General features: G+C 70.7%; 15 protein-coding genes. 11 read left to right on the top strand and 4 right to left on the bottom strand.

What is annotated here, in order from left to right:
* The first annotated feature begins 27 nt into the window (after positions 1–27).
* The 3 genes from ACWA14_RS10465 to ACWA14_RS10475 are packed head-to-tail and all read left to right on the top strand — an operon-like array spanning position 28 to position 2,845.
* Positions 28–861, top strand: a complete 834-nt coding sequence (locus tag ACWA14_RS10465; protein WP_463793122.1) for a purine-nucleoside phosphorylase — start codon at positions 28–30, stop codon at positions 859–861.
* Positions 858–2,525: a phospho-sugar mutase gene (locus tag ACWA14_RS10470; RefSeq protein ID WP_463793125.1), complete on the top strand. Its 1,668-nt coding sequence runs from the start codon at positions 858–860 to the stop codon at positions 2,523–2,525. Before ACWA14_RS10465 ends, ACWA14_RS10470 begins: the two co-directional genes overlap by 4 nt.
* 56 nt (positions 2,526–2,581) lie before the next feature.
* The gene (locus ACWA14_RS10475) at positions 2,582–2,845 is read left to right on the top strand and encodes an HPr family phosphocarrier protein (protein ID WP_463793128.1); all 264 of its coding nucleotides are present in this window, start codon (positions 2,582–2,584) and stop codon (positions 2,843–2,845) included.
* 27 nt (positions 2,846–2,872) lie between these two features.
* Here the strand turns inward: ACWA14_RS10475 and ACWA14_RS10480 are convergent, their stop codons facing one another.
* The gene (locus tag ACWA14_RS10480; RefSeq protein WP_463793132.1) at positions 2,873–4,795 is read right to left on the bottom strand and encodes a BglG family transcription antiterminator; all 1,923 of its coding nucleotides are present in this window, start codon (positions 4,793–4,795) and stop codon (positions 2,873–2,875) included.
* Positions 4,796–4,956: 161 nt separating this feature from the next.
* On the opposite strand from ACWA14_RS10480, the gene ACWA14_RS10485 reads away from it, so the two are divergent.
* From ACWA14_RS10485 to ACWA14_RS10520, 8 genes are all read left to right on the top strand, one after another.
* Positions 4,957–5,274, top strand: a complete 318-nt coding sequence (locus ACWA14_RS10485) for a PTS sugar transporter subunit IIB (protein ID WP_463793135.1) — start codon at positions 4,957–4,959, stop codon at positions 5,272–5,274.
* Positions 5,271–5,552, top strand: a complete 282-nt coding sequence (locus tag ACWA14_RS10490; RefSeq protein ID WP_463793138.1) for an HPr family phosphocarrier protein — start codon at positions 5,271–5,273, stop codon at positions 5,550–5,552. The genes ACWA14_RS10485 and ACWA14_RS10490 overlap by 4 nt, the downstream gene beginning before the upstream one ends.
* Positions 5,549–7,234, top strand: coding sequence for a phosphoenolpyruvate--protein phosphotransferase (gene ptsP / locus ACWA14_RS10495; protein WP_463793142.1), 1,686 nt, complete (start codon positions 5,549–5,551; stop codon positions 7,232–7,234). The genes ACWA14_RS10490 and ptsP overlap by 4 nt, the downstream gene beginning before the upstream one ends.
* Complete coding sequence (locus tag ACWA14_RS10500; RefSeq protein WP_463793145.1) at positions 7,231–8,853, top strand: PTS mannitol transporter subunit IICB; 1,623 nt, start codon at positions 7,231–7,233, stop codon at positions 8,851–8,853. The genes ptsP and ACWA14_RS10500 overlap by 4 nt, the downstream gene beginning before the upstream one ends.
* Positions 8,854–8,917: 64 nt before the next feature.
* Complete coding sequence (locus ACWA14_RS10505; RefSeq protein WP_463793147.1) at positions 8,918–9,349, top strand: PTS sugar transporter subunit IIA; 432 nt, start codon at positions 8,918–8,920, stop codon at positions 9,347–9,349.
* 17 nt (positions 9,350–9,366) lie between these two features.
* Complete coding sequence (locus ACWA14_RS10510; protein ID WP_463793149.1) at positions 9,367–10,524, top strand: mannitol-1-phosphate 5-dehydrogenase; 1,158 nt, start codon at positions 9,367–9,369, stop codon at positions 10,522–10,524.
* 94 nt (positions 10,525–10,618) lie between these two features.
* Positions 10,619–11,905 carry a flavin-containing monooxygenase gene (locus ACWA14_RS10515; protein WP_463793152.1) on the top strand — a complete coding sequence of 429 codons (1,287 nt, stop codon included), beginning with the start codon at positions 10,619–10,621 and terminating at the stop codon, positions 11,903–11,905.
* Between the two features lie 9 nt (positions 11,906–11,914).
* Positions 11,915–12,667, top strand: coding sequence for an alpha/beta hydrolase (locus ACWA14_RS10520; protein WP_463793155.1), 753 nt, complete (start codon positions 11,915–11,917; stop codon positions 12,665–12,667).
* A gap of 24 nt (positions 12,668–12,691) precedes the next feature.
* Here ACWA14_RS10520 and ACWA14_RS10525 read toward each other — a convergent pair whose 3' ends face one another.
* The 3 genes from ACWA14_RS10525 to ACWA14_RS10535 are packed head-to-tail and all read right to left on the bottom strand — an operon-like array spanning position 12,692 to position 15,573.
* Positions 12,692–13,807, bottom strand: a complete 1,116-nt coding sequence (locus ACWA14_RS10525; RefSeq protein ID WP_463793157.1) for an adenosine deaminase — start codon at positions 13,805–13,807, stop codon at positions 12,692–12,694.
* Positions 13,808–13,865: 58 nt separating this feature from the next.
* Positions 13,866–15,158, bottom strand: coding sequence for a thymidine phosphorylase (locus ACWA14_RS10530; RefSeq protein WP_463793159.1), 1,293 nt, complete (start codon positions 15,156–15,158; stop codon positions 13,866–13,868).
* A gap of 1 nt (position 15,159) precedes the next feature.
* Positions 15,160–15,573 (bottom strand): cytidine deaminase, encoded by a 414-nt coding sequence (locus ACWA14_RS10535; RefSeq protein ID WP_463793162.1) that lies wholly within the window; start codon positions 15,571–15,573, stop codon positions 15,160–15,162.
* Positions 15,574–15,596: the final 23 nt, after the last annotated feature.

Here is a 15,596-nt window from a genome sequence, read left to right on the forward strand (position 1 = left end):
GCCCCTCCACCTTCCTAGAGTGGATCCATGCCCGAAACACTCAGCAACCCCCTCGACGACCCGGCCGCGAATCCCTTCGAGGTGGCCGCGCAGGCCGCCGCCGACATCGCGCGACTGACCGGGGTCGAGCATCACGACATCGCCCTCACGCTCGGCAGCGGCTGGGGCAAGGCCGCCGACATCATCGGCGAGACGGTGGCGACCGTTCCCGCGACCGAGGTCACCGGATTCTCGCGGCCCGCTCTGGAGGGTCACGTCGGCACCCTGCGCAGCATCCGCACCCCCGACGGCAAGAACGTGCTCGTGATCGGTGCACGCACGCACTACTACGAGTCCCACGGCGTGCGCCGGGTCGTGCACAGCGTGCGCACCGCCGCCGCGACCGGCGCCTCGATCATGGTGCTCACGAACGGCGCCGGAGGGATCCGCGAGACCTGGACCCCCGGGCAGCCGGTGCTGATCAGCGACCACATCAACCTCACCGCCGACTCGCCCCTCGAGGGCGCGACCTTCATCGACCTCACCGACCTGTACTCGCAGCGCCTGCGTGACATCGCCCGCTCGATCGATCCGGGTCTGGACGAGGGCGTCTACACCCAGTTCCGCGGACCCCACTACGAGACCCCCGCCGAGGTGCAGATGGCCAAGCACATCGGTGGCCACATCGTCGGCATGTCGACCGCGCTCGAGGCGATCGCTGCGCGGGAGGCCGGGATGGAGATCCTCGGCTTCTCCCTGATCACGAACCTGGCGGCGGGCATCCAGAAGACCCCGCTCAGTCATGCCGAGGTGATCGAGGCCGGCCGCGAGGCCGAGCCCGTGATCTCGGCCCTGCTCGCCCGCGTGATCGAGGCGCTGTGAACGCCGAACTGCTCGCGCAGGCGCGCGCCTGGCTTCGTCAGGACCCCGACCACCAGACCCGCGACGAACTCGCGGGCCTGATCACCCGTGCGGGCGGCGGCGACGCCGAGGCCGCAGCCGACCTGCACGACCGCTTCCGCACCCGCCTGGCCTTCGGTACCGCCGGACTTCGCGGCGAGCTGGGCGCCGGCAGCAACCGGATGAACCGCGTCCTCGTCGCACAGGCGGCCGCGGGCTTCGCCGCGTACCTGCGCGAGCGCGCGGGCGACGCGACCCCCACCGTGGTCATCGGCTACGACGGACGCCGGAACTCCCGGGTGTTCGCGACCGACTCGGCCGAGCTGTTCGCCGGGGCCGGACTGCGCGCGATCCTGCTCCCCCGCCTGCTGCCGACCCCCGTGCTCGCGTTCGCGGTGCGTCACCTCGGCGCCGACGCGGGCGTGATGGTGACGGCCAGCCACAACCCGCCGAACGACAACGGCTACAAGGTCTACCTCGGCGGCGCCGATCAGGGCTCCCAGATCGTCGCGCCCGCGGATGCCGAGATCGCGGCGCACATCGCACGGATCGCGCAGGGCGGCGTCGATGCGCTCCCCCGCTCGACCGCCTATGAGATCGCGGGCGAGGACGTGGTCGATGCCTACATCGAGCGGACCGCCGCCGTGGCGCCCGCTCCTGCCGGCGCCTCCGGTCTGCGCTGGGTGTACACGGCGATGCACGGTGTGGGCTGGGAGACCCTCTCGCGCATCCTCCGTGTCGCGGGCTACCCGCAGCCGGCCGTGGTCGATCAGCAGCTCACGCCGGACCCGACCTTCCGCACCGTGTCGTTCCCGAATCCCGAGGAGCCGGGGGCGATGGACCTGTCGATCGCCCGGGCCCGTCGCGCGCGCGCCGACTTCATCCTGGCGAACGACCCGGATGCCGATCGGCTGGCCGTCGCGATCCCCGACGACACCGCTCCCGACGGCTGGCGTCGGCTGACCGGCAACGAGGTGGGCCTGCTCCTGGGTGCGCGTGCCGCACGGGCCGCCGCCGGCACGCCCGGCGCCTCGCTGGCCTGCTCGCTGGTCTCCTCCCCCGGCCTCGCCGCGGTCGCCGCGCACCACGGGCTCGACTTCCACGAGACTCTCACCGGGTTCAAGTGGATCTCCCGCGCCCCCGGCATCGTCTTCGGCTTCGAAGAGGCGCTCGGCTACCTCGTCAACCCCGAGACCGTCCGCGACAAGGACGGCATCTCCGCCGCGATCGCGATCCTCGGTCTCGCCGCCGAGGCACGGGAGCGCGGCGAGAGCCTGGCGACCCTGCTCACCGAGCTCGGCGACACCTACGGCCACTTCGCGAGCGGCCAGGTGTCGGTGCGCGTCGAAGACCTGAGCATCATCGGCACCGTGATGGCGTCGTTGCGGGCCACGGCGCCGACGCACATCGGCGACGTCGCGATCTCGACCGTCGAGGATCTGCTGCACGCGGCTCCGGAGGTGCCCTCGGGTGACGTGCTGCGGTACCGCCTGGCCGACGGATCGCGAGTGATCGTGCGCCCCAGCGGCACGGAGCCGAAGCTCAAGGTCTACATCGACGCGACGGGCGAGGACGCGCAGGGTGCACGCACCGCCGTCGCGGAGCTCGAGGCGGGGGTGCGCGCGCTGCTGGCCGAACGCTCCTGAACCGCGATCTCGGTGGCCGCTGGCCCTCGCCGTCGTCGCGCGGCTAGCATCGGAGCATGCCCCGCAGAGACGTGATCATCAGCGTGCACGACGGTGCCCATGCCCGCCCGGTCGCCGAACTGGTGCGGGTCGTGCAGGCCCATCCGCACGCCGTCACCCTGCGGACGGCCACCGGTGTCGCGGTCGATCTCAGCAGCGTGCTCGCGGTGATGGACCTCGGCCTGGAACGCGGGGACGCGGTGGTGCTGGAGACCGCGGACGCCGCCGGGGCCGCCGCTGTGCTCGACGCGATCGCGGAGGTCCTCGACCCCCCGCGGTGACCGGCCGGGCGCGGCCGTCGCAGGGCGTCAGCCGTCGATGACCGCCACGAGCTCGTCGAGGAATGCCTCGAAGCTCGATGCCCTCCGCACGATCCGCTGCACGCTGTCGCGCTCGCTGAAGACCTCCACGAGCTGCTCGAAGACCGTCTGGAACGCGGCTCGGTCGCCCTCGCTGAATGCGGCGAGCGCCACCACCTGCACCCGGCCGTCACCCCACGCCGCCGAGCCGTCCGCGACGCCGATCGCGATCGCCGTCCGAGTCGCCGTCATCTGCAGCGCATGCGGTACCGCGAGTGCGTCGGTGAAGGCGGTCGACGACATCTCTTCGCGGGCGATCGTGTTCTCGATGTAGTCCTGCCCGATGAGCCCCACCCGCACCAGTCGCTCGCCGAGCAGGCGGATGATCGCCTCCTCGCCGGCGTCGGGCAGCGGGAAGATGAAGGCATCGGCGTGGAAGTAGCGGGCGAGCTCGCCGCGCAGCCGGGTGAGCCGCCGCGCACGACGCAGGCGACCGGCCGCCGACTGGACGCGGTCGACGTCGGCGTCGGTGAGGAACGGCTGGATGCGCACGAACCGATCCCCCGCCACGCCCGGCTCGATCGTGCTCAGGACGAGATCGGTGTCGAACGAGGACCAGTCGGGGTCGACGTTGGTCACGACGCTCGTGACCTCGATGGCCGACCCCAGGGACCGATCGACGCTGGAGCGCAGCAGCTCGTGCAGCTCGTAGTAGCCGGGGCACACGATCGTGGCGGTCAGGATCGACTCCGCCTTGCGGCTCCGTTCCAACCGGCCGCCCACGTGCATCGCGATGTACGCGATCTCATCGTCGTGGATGGGGGCGCCCAGTCGGTCGTGCAGACCGCTGGCGATCGACACCGCGACCTCGAAGATCATCGGATACGAGGTCTTGAGCGAGCGGGTCAGGGGGTTGCGGGTGAGCGCACTCTCCTCGGCCCGTCGCAGCAGGTTCTGCACGTGCAGGGCCAGACGCAGGATGAAGGCCTCGTCGACGAGATCCACCTGATACTCCTCGGCGGCGCGCTGCACCTCTCCGCGTACAGCCGCATCGACCAGGGGATCGACGCTGCTGCGCGCGACGTCTCCGCTCGCGTCTTCGCCCGGTGCGACGATGCGGGTGAGCACGAGGGACGCCAGGTGCCCGCTGTCGCCCTCGCCCAGGCTGACGTCGAAGTGCTCGCCGGCGAGCCGCGCGATCACGGCACCGACCCGGGGGATCTCAGGACGCGCGCCCACCGGTGCCGATTCGAGCGTGTGACCGGAGGCGACCCGGTCGGCCGCGATCGCGATGTGCAGCAGCACGTCGGAGATCGCGAGCTCGTTCACGAAGTAGCCGAGCGCGCCGAGCTCGCGCACCAGAGCCGACTTGAAGGGCGCGACCGCGTGCGGGGCGACGGCGCTCCCGGAGAGCGCACGCCGGAACGTCTCGGGGTGGAAGGAGGCGGCATCCATCTCGTCGTGGGCGAGTCGGCTGAGCAGTCGGCGCTGCGCGGCCTCGGTGCCGCGGAGGCGCACGATCTCGCGGTCGCGGTCGAGCGTCAGATCGGTGCCGTCGAGCAGCCCGCGCACGCGTGCCAGGTCCGCTTCGAGCGTGGCCTCGCTGACGTGCAGCTGGGCGGCGGTGTCGAACACGTCGATGCCGTCCGGCAGATCGAGCAGGGTGCGGACGAGTCCGTGCAACCGGTCCCGCGGAGCGGACTCCCCGGCCTGGCGGGAGCGCAGCGCCTCTCGCGCGCCGGGACCGGCACGATAGCCGGCGGGACCGGATTCGACGGCGTCGCCACCGTTCGTGCGGGCGTTGAGCGCCGCGACATAGCTGCGGATGCTGCGGGGCGTCACCCCGACGATGTCGGCCAGCGCACCCGCGGTCGCCCAGCCGCGCTGCCGCAGCAGATGCGAGAGGAGCTGGTCCTGGCGCTGGCGCGACATGATCCCTCCCACTCCGTGCTGACTGCACTGTCTCGGCGTCTCCCCATGATGTCAGGAAGCGGAGGGCCGTGCGCGGAAGGCGATGTTCCGCGGGGGCGGAAAGGAACCTGGTGGTGAACCGTGCCGATTCTTCCCAGACTGTTCTCAGGAAGGTGGAATCGATGAGGATCCTCGTGGTGTGCGGCGCCGGTGCGTCCAGCACGTTCGTCGCCCAGCGGCTTCGCCGCGCAGCCGCCGAGGCAGGTCTCCCCTGGGATGCGTCTGCCGGGATGGAGTCCTCCGTCGCGGAAGGCGCTCAGGACCTCGTCCTGATCGGACCGCACCTCGCCGACCGGATCTCCGCGATCCGCCGCACCGTCAGCGTGCCGGTGGCCCTCCTCCCCGACGACGTCTTCGCCGATCGGGACGGCGAGCGCACGCTGGCTCTCGCCCGCGCACTTCTCACCGACGCCCGCACCACCCCGGAAGGAACACCATGACCGCCTCTCGCACCGTCCGCATCGGTTCATCGCACGGGCTGCACGCCCGCCCCGCCAAACTGTTCGCACAGGCCGCGAAGGAGTCCGGCATCGCCGTCACGATCGCGAAGGACTCCGGCAAGGCCGTCAACGCCGCCAGCATCCTCGGCGTCATCGCCCTCGCGATCGAGCACGGCGACTACGTGACCCTCACGGCCGAGGGCGACACCGCCGAGACCGTTCTCGACACCCTCACCGAGCTGCTCACGACCGACCACGATCAGGTCGCCGCCGGATGAGCACTCTCCGCGGAGTGGGGATCGGGCTCGGCGTGGCGCAGGGCCCCGTCGTCCGCATGGCCGAGGCGTTGCCCGCCCCCGAGCAGACCCCGAGCACGCTGACCGCCGACGAGGAGCGCGCCCGCGTGCTCGACGCCGTCGCCGCCGTCGCACAGGAGCTGAACGATCGCGCCGCCGCCGCGGGCGGTTCCGCCCAGGAGGTCCTGGAGGCGCAGGCGATGATCGCCGAGGACCCGAGCCTGCAGGACGAGGTCGACACCCGCCTCGACGGCGGCGCCACCGCCGAGTGGGCTGTGCACGACGCCTTCGCCGGCTTCCGCGCGACCCTCGAGGCTGTCGGCGGGTACCTCGGCGAACGTGCCGCCGATCTCGACGACATCGCCCAGCGCGTGTTGGCACGGCTCCGCGGCGTCGACGCACCGGGCGTGCCGGATCCCGGTCATCCGTTCGTGCTCGTCGCCCGCGACCTGGCCCCGGCCGACACCGCGCTCCTGAACCTCGACCAGGTGCTCGCCCTGATCACGGTCGACGGCGGACCCACCTCGCACACCGCGATCCTGGCCCGTGAGAAGGGCATCGTCGCCATCGTCGGCGCCGCGGAGGCGACCTCGCTCGCCAGCGGACAGACCGTGATCGTGGATGCCGCCGCCGGGGTCGTGACCCTCGACCCGACGGACGAGGAGAAGGAACGCGCCGCCCAGCGGTCCGCCGCCCGCCGCGCCGCCGACACCGCACCGCTGACCCCCGGAGCCCTCGCGGACGGCACTCCCGTGCCGCTGCTGGCCAACCTCGGCAAGCCCGCCGATGCCGCGGACGCCGTCGCGCGCGGGGCCGAGGGCGTGGGTCTCTTCCGCACCGAGTTCCTGTTCCTGTCCGCCCAGCAGGCTCCCACGATCGCGCAGCAGCGCGAGTCGTACCGCGAGCTCCTCGCAGCATTCCCCGGCAAGAAGGTCGTCGTGCGGATGCTCGATGCGGGTGCGGACAAGCCGCTCGCGTTCCTCAACGACGCGCACGAGGAGAATCCCGCGCTCGGTCTGCGCGGCCTCCGGGCACTGCGCGCGAGCGAGGACATCCTGCGCGAGCAGCTCACGGCGCTGGCCGAGGCGGATGCCGCCACCGACGCCGAGCTGTGGGTCATGGCGCCGATGGTCACCACGGTCGAGGAGACCGCGTACTTCACGGCGCTCGCTCGCGAGTACGGGCTGAAGATGCCGGGCGTCATGGTCGAGGTCCCGGCGAGCGCGCTGCTCGCCGACCGGGTGCTGGCGCACGCGGACTTCGCCTCGATCGGCACGAACGATCTGACGCAGTACACGATGGCCGCCGACCGGATGCTCGGTTCGGTGGCCGGATTCCAGGACCCATGGCATCCGGCGGTCCTCCGCCTGGTGCGCGAGGTCGGCGCGGCCGGGGCACGCCTCGGCAAGCCGATCGGCATCTGCGGTGAGGCTGCCGCCGACCCGCTGCTCGCCGTGATCCTGGTCGGCCTGGGTGCCACGAGCCTGTCCATGGCTCCGGCGGCCCTCGCCGATGTCCGACACGCGCTCTCCCAGCGCACCCTCGACGAGGCGCGCAGCCTCGCCGAATCCGCACTGGCGGCGGACGACGCCGCCGGTGCACGCCAGGCTGCGGCCGAAGCCGCCGCAGCTCTCCCCCTCCACCAGAAAGAGACGACATCATGACGACGACGTCACCGGCCCCTTCGAAAGCGAACGGGCTCCGAACGGGCGTGCAGCGTTTCGGCACGTTCCTCTCCGGCATGATCATGCCCAACATCGCGGCGTTCATCGCGTGGGGCTTCATCACCATGCTGTTCATCCCCAAGGGCTTCTTCGGCGCCGAGAGCCCCTTCGGCTGGCACTGGGCCCCGGTCGCCGAGATCATCGGCGGCGGCGGCGATGCCGCCGTGATCAACTGGCAGGGCGCCATGACCGCGCTCTCCGAGGGTGATGGCGGCAACTTCTTCGGTTACGTCGGGCTCGTCGGGCCGATGGTCACCTACCTTCTGCCGCTCCTGATCGCCAACACCGCGGGACGCATGGTCTACGGCGAGCGCGGCGGCGTGGTCGCCACGATCGCGACCATGGGTGTCATCGTCGGCACGAACATCCCGATGTTCCTCGGCGCCATGATCATGGGTCCGATCGCGGCCTACATCACCAAGCAGATGGACCGCCTGTGGGACGGCAAGATCCGCCCCGGCTTCGAGATGCTCGTGAACAACTTCTCCGCCGGCATCCTCGGCATGATCCTCGCGATCGTCGGCTTCTTCGCCTTCGGTCCGCTGATGCTCGGCATCAGCACCGTGCTGGGCACCGCGGTGGACTGGCTCGTCTCGCTGCAGCTGCTGCCCCTCGTCTCGATCATCGTCGAGCCGGCGAAGGTGCTGTTCCTGAACAACGCCATCAACCACGGTGTGTTCACCCCGCTCGGCATCGAGCAGGCCGCGGAGACCGGTAAGTCGATCCTCTTCCTCATCGAGGCGAACCCCGGTCCCGGCCTCGGACTCCTGCTCGCCTTCACCTTCTTCGGTGTCGGTGCGGCGAAGGCCTCCGCTCCGGGCGCGGCGATCATCCAGTTCTTCGGCGGCATCCACGAGATCTACTTCCCGTACGCGTTGAGCAAGCCGACCACGATCCTCGCGCTGATCGCGGGTGGAGCAGCCGGCGTCACCACGAACATGCTCCTCGGCGGCGGCCTGGCCTTCCCGGCCGCACCGGGCAGCATCATCGCCGTGACGGCAGCCGCCATCGGCGGCGGCGTCGGCAACCTCGTGGTCGTGTACCTCTCGGTGGTCATCGCCGCGACGGTCACGTTCCTCATCACCGGTGTCATCCTGCGGGCCTCCCGCAAGCGCGACCTCGAGGCCGAGGGCGACACCTTCGGCGCGGCGATCGCGCAGACCGAGGCCAACAAGGGCAAGTCCTCCGCGGCGATGGACGCGCTGCGCGCCTCCTCCGGCGCCGCGGCTGCCGGTGCGGCGGGTGGCGTGGCCACCGATCGCCGCATCTCGAACGTCGTGTTCGCCTGCGACGCCGGCATGGGCTCGTCGGCGATGGGCGCCAGCGTCCTGCGCAACAAGTTCAAGAAGGCGGGCGTCGAAGGGGTCACGGTCACCAACCAGGCGATCGCGAACCTCGACGGCACGGCCGACCTCGTGATCACGCAGCAGCAGCTGACCGACCGCGCGAAGTCGAAGTCGCCGAACTCCGTCCACGTCTCCGTCGACAACTTCATGAATGCGCCGCAGTATGAAGAGGTCGTCGAGATGGTGCGCGAGCAGCGCGACGCCGACGCGTGACAGACCCGGTGGGGCGGATGCCACGGCATCCGCCCCACCGCCACATCCTCAGAAAGGTAAAACCATGAGCGTTCTCACCCTCGACCAGGTCCGCATCCACTCCGGCAGCAGCACCCAGGCAGCCGCGCTGCAGGAGGCCACCGACATCCTCGTCGCCGCCGGCGCGGTCACCCCGGCCTACGTCGATGCGATGCGTCAGCGGGAGGAGACCGTCTCGACATACATGGGCAACGGTCTCGCGATCCCCCACGGCACCAACGAGACCAAGGACGCGATCCTGGGCTCCGCCCTCTCCGTGGTGCGCTACGACGGCGGCGTGGACTGGGCCGGAGAGCCGGCGACCTTCGTGATCGGCATCGCCGGTCGTGGGGACGAGCACCTGGAGATCCTGTCGCAGATCGCGATCCTGTTCTCGGACGACGACGATGTGGCGAAGCTCAACGCCGCTCAGACGCCCGAGGAGCTTTTCGCGCTGCTCTCCGCTGTGAACGACTGATGGGCGGTGAGCGAGGGATGAAGGCGGTCCACTTCGGTGCGGGCAACATCGGCCGCGGCTTCGTCGGCCTGCTGCTGCACGAGGGCGGCTACGAGGTCGTCTTCTCCGACGTCGCGGAGACGCTCGTCGACGCGATCAACGCGGTCGACTCCTACACCGTCCGCGAGGCCGGACCCGGTGGTGTCAACCGCATCGTCACGGGCTTCCGTGCGGTGAACAGTCGCACGGATCCGGATGCCCTGACCCGGGAGATCGCGACGGCCGACGTCGTCACGACCGCTGTCGGCCCGACCGTGCTGCGCTTCGTCGCGCCGGCGATCGTCGCGGGGCTCGCGGAGCGCTCTCCGGATGCCGCTCCTCTCGCGGTGATGGCGTGCGAGAACGCGATCGGCGCGACCGATCTGCTGCGTGCGGAGATCGAGAAGGCCGCCGGAGCGGATGCGGAGACGATCCTGTCCCGCGCGGTGTTCGCGAACACCGCCGTCGACCGGATCGTGCCCGCCCAGGCCCCCGGCGGGGGCGTCGACGTCACGGTCGAGCCGTACTTCGAGTGGGCGATCGAGTCGGCTCCGTTCGACGGGAACCTGCCGAACATCCCCGGCGCGCACTTCGTCGATGCCCTCGGCCCCTTCATCGAGCGGAAGCTCTTCACGGTGAACACCGGTCATGCCGCCGCGGCGTACTTCGGCGCGCAGCGCGGGATCGAGCGCATCTCGGACGCCCTGGACGACGCGGAGGTGGCCGCACGCGTGACCGCCGCCCTGGAGGAGACCTCGGCGGTGCTCGTGGCCGTGCACGGGCTCGACCCGGACGACCTCGCGGCCTACCGGGCCACGATCCTGGAGCGGTTCCGCAACCCGGAGCTCGTCGACACCGTGCAGCGCGTCGGCCGACAGCCCCTGCGGAAGATCTCCCGCAACGAGCGCTTCGTCGGCCCCGCAGCGATGGCGGCCGAGCGCGGCCTCTCGTCGAGCGCGCTCGTGGCCGCAGTGGCCGCCGCGCTGGACTTCGACGACGCCGAGGACGAGCAGTCCGTCGAGCTGCAGCAGCTGCTGCGCTCCGATGATGCCGCGACGTTCACGACCCGCACCACGGGCCTCGACCCCGCGCATCCGCTCTTCGGTCCGATCCGCGACGCCGTGCAGGCCCGTCAGGACGCCATCGCCGCCTCTTGAGCCGCGACCGCCGCAGCACGCCTTCTGCCCCCGCGCACCCGATACGATCGGGAGCGCGGGGGCGTTTTCGAGCACAGCGAGGTGCGGGAGCAGCATGAGTGCATACGCGGTCATCGGCGCAGGACCATCGGGTCTCGCGACGGTTCGCGCGCTCACGAAGCGCGGCATCGCGGTCGACGGCTACGAGGCCTCGCACGGCGTCGGCGGTCTCTGGGACATCTCGAACCCGCGCAGCACCGTGTACGAGTCCGCGCACCTGATCTCCTCGCGCACCACGACCGAGTTCGCCGAGTTCCCGATGCGCACCACGGTCGACTACCCCGGGCACCGGGTGCTGCGGGAGTACTTCCACGACTACGCGACGCACTTCGGGCTCGCCGACCGCTACCGCTTCCTGACCCGCGTCACCGGCCTCGAGCCGTTCGACGGCGGGTGGGATCTCACCTCCGTCGGCCCCGACGGCGAGCACACCCGGTGGTACCGGGGCGTCATCCTCGCCAACGGCACGCTCGCCGAACCGCGCATCCCCGCGTTCTCCGGAACCTTCGCGGGCGAGCTGCTGCACACGAGCGCGTACTCCTCCCCCGCGCAGCTGGCCGGCAAAAGGGTGCTCCTGATCGGGGCTGGCAACTCGGGCTGCGACATCGCCGTCGATGCCGTGCACCACGCGGCATCCGTCGACATGAGCGTGCGGCGCGGCTATCACTTCGTGCCCCGCTACCTGTTCGGCCGGCCCAGCGACACCCTCAACCAGGGCCGGCCGTTGCCGCCGCGCCTCAAGCAGGCGATCGACAGCCGGGTGCTGCGGGCGTTCACCGGCGACCCCGTGCGCTTCGGTTTCCCGAAGCCGGATCACCGCATCTACGAGTCGCATCCGATCGTGAACACCCAGGTGCTGACCCACCTCGGACAGGGCGATCTGCGCATCCGCCCCGATGTCGACCGCTTCGATGCCCGCACGGTGCGCTTCCGTGACGGGAGCGCCGACGAATACGACCTCGTCCTGCTGGCCACCGGCTACCGGCTCGACTACCCCTTCGTGGATCGTTCGCACCTCGCCTGGCAGGGAGCCGCACCGCGTCTCTTCCTGAACATCTTCCCCGCCTCGTTCAACGGCCTCGCCGTGGTCGGCATGATCGAGGCGTCGGGCATCGGCTGGCAGGGGCGCTTCGAGCAGGCGGAGCTGCTCGCGACCTACCTCGCCGCCGTCGAGAGAGACCCCGCGGCGGCCGAGCGGTTCCGTGCCCGGGTGACCGGCTCCCCGTGGCCCGACGTCACCGGCGGCTATCACTATCTCGGACTCGACCGGATGGCCTACTACGTCAACAAGGACGCCTATCGACGGGCGGTCCGGCACGAGATGCGACAGCTGACGACGTAGCCTGGGATCATGCAGAAGAAGCGCGGCCGGCGCGTCATCCGGTGGATCCTCGGCAGCGTGGGCGTCGTGCTGGTGCTGGGCCTCGGCGGCGTCCTCATCTGGAGCCAGGTCGGCGTCATGCCGGCGGAGCCCGGTCCGCTGGCGAGTGTTCGGGAGAACCCTGCCATCACGGTCACGGATGCCGCGGAGGGCATCGTGCTGGCACCCGTCCAGGGTGACTCCGACGTCGGGCTCGTCTTCGTCCCCGGGGCGAAGGTCGACCCCTGGGCGTATGCCGCCATCCTGCAGGGACTCGCGGAAGACGGCGTCACCGTCGTGATCACGCGCCCCTGGTTGAACCTCGCCTTCTTCGACCTGCGCGGCCTCGACGCGTTCACCGCGGCGGCACCCGCGATCGACACGTGGGCGGTCGGGGGCCACTCACTGGGCGGCGTCCGGGCATGCCAGCTCGCCGCCGACGCCGATGCCCTCGTGCTCTTCGGCTCCTACTGCGCGACGGACATCTCGGAGTCCGGACTGGCGGTGCTCAGCCTGGCAGGCTCGGAGGACGGGCTGTCGACTCCGGAGAAGATCGCCGACGCGCGGGATCTGCTCCCGCCCGACGCCGAACTCATCGAGATCGACGGCGCCGCGCATGCCTCCTTCGGGGACTACGGCCCGCAGGCCGGCGACGGCACGCCGCGCCTCTCCGACGAGCAGATGCACGAGACGGTGTCGGCCCTCCTCGACGACTTCGCGATGACGCAGCTCACCGACCGCTGAGCCGATCCGCTCAGCCGACCACGGTCAGACGTCGAAGCCCTCGGCGATCAGTTCGACGAGCTCTTCCCGCTCCTCGACCGGGAGGAAGGCCGCGGATGCCGCGGTGAACTGGAAGGCCTCGAGGTCGTCGAGGTCGTACTCGAACGCCTCGACGAGCAGCGCCAGCTCGCGGGTGAGCGAGGTGCCGCTCATCGTGCGGTTGTCCACGTTCACGGTCACCGCGAAGCCGAGCTGATACAGGAGATCGAACGGATGGTCGGCGAGCGTCTTGCCCCAGGCGGCGACCGCGCCGGTCTGCAGGTTCGACGACGGAGAGAGCTCCAGCGGGATCTCCCGATCCCGCACCCACCGCGCCAGATCGCCGAACTGCACCTGCACCTCGTCGCCCTCTTCCGTGACGACCTCGAGGTCTTCCGCGATGCGCACGCCGTGACCGAGCCGCAGCGCGCGACCGTCGATCAGCGCGGAGCGGATCGAGTCGAGACCTGCCGCCTCGCCCGCATGCACGGTCACCGGGAAGAAGTTGTCGGCCAGGTAGTCGAAGGCCGCGCGGTGGTTCGACGCCGGGAAGCCGTCTTCCGGACCGGCGATGTCGAATCCGACCGCTCCGCGCCCGCGGAACGCGACGGCGAGTTCGGCGATCTCCCGTGCGCGATCGTTCTGACGCAGAGCGGTGATGAGCTGGCCGACGCGGATGTTCGTGCCCGCGCGGTCGGCGATCTCCTCGCCTTCCTCGATGCCCTGCTGCACGGCGTCGACGGTCTGCTCGAGGGTGAGTCCGTTGCGCAGATGCTGCTCCGGCGCCCACCGCATCTCGCCGTAGATCACGCCGTCCGCGGCCAGGTCCTGGACGAACTCCCGCGCCACGCGGGTCAGGGACTCGGCCGTCTGCATCACGCCGACGCTCACCTCGAACGTCTTCAGGTACTTCACCAGCGAGCCGGAATCGCTCTGCGAGCGGAACCAGCGCCCCAGAGCAGCGGCATCGGTCTCCGGCAGGTCGATGCCCGCCGCATCCGCGAGCTCGATGATCGTCGCAGGACGCAGGGCGCCGTCGAGATGATCGTGCAGCGACACCTTCGGGAGGCTGCGCAGGGATGCGCCCTGGATCGTGACGTCGCCGTTCGGCTCGATCGACATGGTGTTCCTCTCAGAAGTCGTGCGGGCGTCTTCGCCGGACAGGCGGGCCCGCCTCAGCCTAGGCCGTGATGCGCTCGCGCACGATCGACCCCACCGCAGGTGCCTCGGAGCCGATGGCCCAGGCGTCCTCGAGCGCCTCGAGCGCGCGCGGGAAGCGGGCGTCATCGGCGGCCGAGAGCGTGAACAGGGGCTGCCCGGCCACGACACGGTCTCCCGGCTTGGCGTGCAGATCGATGCCGGCCTCATGGATCACGGGGTCCTCGGCGCGGGCGCGGCCGGCACCGAGACGCCAGGCGGCCACGCCGAAGGGCAGGGCGTCGAGGCGCGCGAGCACGCCGTCCTCGGGCGCGGTGACGACGTGCGTCTCGCGCGCCGTCGGGAGAGCGGCATCGGGGTCGCCGTCCTGCGCGCGGATCATCGCCTTCCAGACGTCCATCGCCCGGCCGTCGTCCAGCGCACGCTCCACGTCGGCATCCGGCTGACCCGCGAGCGCGAGCATCTCCTGCGCCAGGGCGACGGTCAGCTCCCGCACATCGGCGGGGCCCCCTCCGGCGAGGATCTCGACGGATTCGCGCACCTCGTTCGCGTTGCCGATCGCGAGTCCGAGGGGCACGTTCATGTCCGTCAGCAGCGCCGTGGTGGCCACCCCGGAGTCCGTGCCGAGGGCGACCATGGTGCGCGCCAGCTCACGCGCACGATCGATGTCCTGCATGAAGGCGCCGGAGCCGAACTTCACGTCGAGCACGAGGGCGTCCGTGCCCTCCGCGATCTTCTTCGACATGATGCTCGACGCGATCAGCGGGATCGCCTCGACGGTGCCGGTGACGTCGCGCAGGGCGTAGAGCTTCTTGTCGGCCGGGGCGAGCCCCGATCCCGCGGCGCAGATCACCGCGCCGACATCGCTCTGCATCTGGGCGAAGATCTCCTCGTTCGACAGCGCCGCGCGCCACCCGGGAATCGACTCGAGCTTGTCGAGGGTGCCTCCGGTGTGGCCGAGACCCCGACCGCTGAGCTGCGGCACGGCGACGCCGAACACCGCGACCAGCGGGGCGAGGGGCAGGGTGATCTTGTCACCGACGCCGCCGGTCGAGTGCTTGTCGACCGTCTTCTTCCCCAGCGACGCGAAGCTCATCCGCTCACCCGAGGCGATCATCGCATCCGTGAGCACGCGGATCTCGTCGCGTTCCATGCCGCGCTGGAACACGGCCATCGCGAACGAGGCCATCTGCGCATCCGAGACGTAGCCGCGCGTGTACGCGTCGATCATCCAGCGCAGCGCGTTCTCCGGGACGGCGCCGCCGTCACGCTTGGCGCGGATGACGTCCACCGCGTCGAAAGGCTCTACGGTCATCTCAATACTCCTCTGGTCCCTGAGCCTGGCGAAGGGCGCGCGGCCCGAACGCATCGGGCAGGACCTCATCGATCGTGCGGATGCCGGAGACGGTCTCCAGCAGCATCCCGGGCATGGCGTGCTCGAACAGCAGCTGACGACAGCGACCGCACGGCATGATGGTCTGTCCGTCGTTGTTGACGCACACGAAGGCGACCAGCTGGCCGCCACCCGACATGTGCAGGTCACCGACCAGGGCGCACTCGGCGCACAGGGTGACCCCGTACGAGGCGTTCTCGACGTTGCAGCCTGCGACGATGCGCCCGTCGCCGACCAGCGCGGCGGCTCCCACGCGGTAGCGCGAGTACGGCGCGTACGCCTTCGCCATGGCTTCGGTCGCGACCTGACGGAGCTCGTCCCAGTCGATGTCTGTCATTGCGATGATTCCTTCTTCTCGAC

Source organism: Microbacterium sp. TW_SC_2, from assembly GCF_055361165.1.

What these genes read in the sequence shown, in the direction of transcription:
- ACWA14_RS10465 (WP_463793122.1), top strand. Translation starts at nt 28, where the DNA reads ATGCCCGAAACACTCAGCAACCCCCTCGACGACCCGGCCGCGAATCCC.
- ACWA14_RS10475 (WP_463793128.1), top strand. Translation starts at nt 2,582, where the DNA reads ATGCCCCGCAGAGACGTGATCATCAGCGTGCACGACGGTGCCCATGCC.
- ACWA14_RS10480 (WP_463793132.1), bottom strand. Translation starts at nt 4,795, where the DNA reads ATGTCGCGCCAGCGCCAGGACCAGCTCCTCTCGCATCTGCTGCGGCAG.
- ACWA14_RS10485 (WP_463793135.1), top strand. Translation starts at nt 4,957, where the DNA reads ATGAGGATCCTCGTGGTGTGCGGCGCCGGTGCGTCCAGCACGTTCGTC.
- ACWA14_RS10490 (WP_463793138.1), top strand. Translation starts at nt 5,271, where the DNA reads ATGACCGCCTCTCGCACCGTCCGCATCGGTTCATCGCACGGGCTGCAC.
- ptsP (WP_463793142.1), top strand. Translation starts at nt 5,549, where the DNA reads ATGAGCACTCTCCGCGGAGTGGGGATCGGGCTCGGCGTGGCGCAGGGC.
- ACWA14_RS10500 (WP_463793145.1), top strand. Translation starts at nt 7,231, where the DNA reads ATGACGACGACGTCACCGGCCCCTTCGAAAGCGAACGGGCTCCGAACG.
- ACWA14_RS10505 (WP_463793147.1), top strand. Translation starts at nt 8,918, where the DNA reads ATGAGCGTTCTCACCCTCGACCAGGTCCGCATCCACTCCGGCAGCAGC.
- ACWA14_RS10510 (WP_463793149.1), top strand. Translation starts at nt 9,367, where the DNA reads ATGAAGGCGGTCCACTTCGGTGCGGGCAACATCGGCCGCGGCTTCGTC.
- ACWA14_RS10515 (WP_463793152.1), top strand. Translation starts at nt 10,619, where the DNA reads ATGAGTGCATACGCGGTCATCGGCGCAGGACCATCGGGTCTCGCGACG.
- ACWA14_RS10520 (WP_463793155.1), top strand. Translation starts at nt 11,915, where the DNA reads ATGCAGAAGAAGCGCGGCCGGCGCGTCATCCGGTGGATCCTCGGCAGC.
- ACWA14_RS10525 (WP_463793157.1), bottom strand. Translation starts at nt 13,807, where the DNA reads ATGTCGATCGAGCCGAACGGCGACGTCACGATCCAGGGCGCATCCCTG.
- ACWA14_RS10530 (WP_463793159.1), bottom strand. Translation starts at nt 15,158, where the DNA reads ATGACCGTAGAGCCTTTCGACGCGGTGGACGTCATCCGCGCCAAGCGT.
- ACWA14_RS10535 (WP_463793162.1), bottom strand. Translation starts at nt 15,573, where the DNA reads ATGACAGACATCGACTGGGACGAGCTCCGTCAGGTCGCGACCGAAGCC.